The 1434-nt window shown below is 61.2% G+C and carries 1 protein-coding gene; it reads left to right on the forward strand.

Annotated elements, in window-relative coordinates; translation table 11 throughout:
- Positions 1-1434: hypothetical protein (locus ABD931_RS29040; RefSeq protein WP_345271633.1), on the forward strand; the 1434-nt coding region annotated here is incomplete at both ends.

Consider the following 1434-nt stretch of genomic DNA (forward strand, 5'->3'; position numbering starts at 1 on the left):
CCTTTGCCTTCACCAGCAGCAGCGATGTGGGCTTCGGCACCAGCGGCACCGGCGGCATTTCGTCCTTCACGGCCGTCAACAACGGCACGGCCCCTATCACCACCACGGTGACGGTGACGGGTACGGCCAACGGCTGTCCGGGACCGGTGCAGGTGTTTACCATCACGGTGAACCCCAGCCCGGTGGTCAATGCTGTAGCCAGCCTGTCGGTATGCAATGGGGCACCGGTATCGGCCATTGCCTTCAGCAGCCCAACGCCTGGGGCTACCTTCCAGTATGCAAGTTCAACCAACATCGGCTTTGGTACTTCGGGGGTGGGCAGTATCCCCGGCTTTACGGCCTTCAACAGCGGCAGCACGCCAATCACCAGCACCATCAGTGTGTTTGCATCAGCCAACGGCTGTGCTGGTCCAGCGCAGTCGTTCAGCATCACGGTCAACCCCAGCCCGACGGTCAACTCGGTAGCCAACGTAACCGTCTGCAATGGACAGACCAACCCGGCCATTGCGTTTACCAGCTCAACACCGGGAGCCACCTTTGCCTTCACCAGCAGCAGCAATGTGGGCTTCGGCACCAGCGGCACGACCAGCATTCCGTCCTTCACGGCCGTCAACAACGGCACGGCCCCTATCACCACCACGGTGACGGTGACGGGTACGGCCAACGGCTGTCCGGGACCGGTGCAGGTATTTACCATCACGGTGAACCCCAGTCCGGTGGTCAATGCGGTAGCTAATCAGGTGGTGTGTAACGGCGCACCGGTGTCGGCCATCGCCTTCAGCAGCCCAACGCCTGGGGCTACTTTCCAGTATGCAAGTTCAACCAACATTGGCTTTGGTACTTCGGGAGTGGGCAGTATCCCCGGCTTTACGGCCTTCAACAGCGGCAGCACGCCAATCACCAGCACCATCAGTGTGTTTGCATCAGCCAACGGCTGTGCTGGTCCAGCGCAGTCGTTCAGCATCACGGTCAACCCCAGCCCGACGGTCAACTCGGTAGCCAACGTAACCGTCTGCAATGGACAGACCAACCCGGCCATTGCGTTTACCAGCTCGACACCGGGAGCCACCTTTGCCTTCACCAGCAGCAGCGATGTGGGCTTCGGCACCAGCGGCACCGGCGGCATTCCGTCCTTCACGGCCGTCAACAACGGCACGGCCCCTATCACCACTACGGTGACGGTGACGGGTACGGCCAACGGCTGTCCGGGACCGGTGCAGGTATTTACCATCACGGTGAACCCCAGTCCGGTGGTCAATGCGGTAGCTAATCAGGTGGTGTGTAACGGCGCACCGGTGTCGGCCATCGCCTTCAGCAGCCCAACGCCTGGGGCTACCTTCCAGTATGCAAGTTCAACCAACATCGGCTTTGGTACTTCGGGGGTGGGCAGTATCCCCGGCTTTACGGCCTTCAACAGCGGCAGCACCCCAATCA

This window comes from Nibrella viscosa (assembly GCF_039541875.1).
Taxonomy (GTDB): Bacteria; Bacteroidota; Bacteroidia; order Cytophagales; family Spirosomataceae; genus Nibrella; species Nibrella viscosa.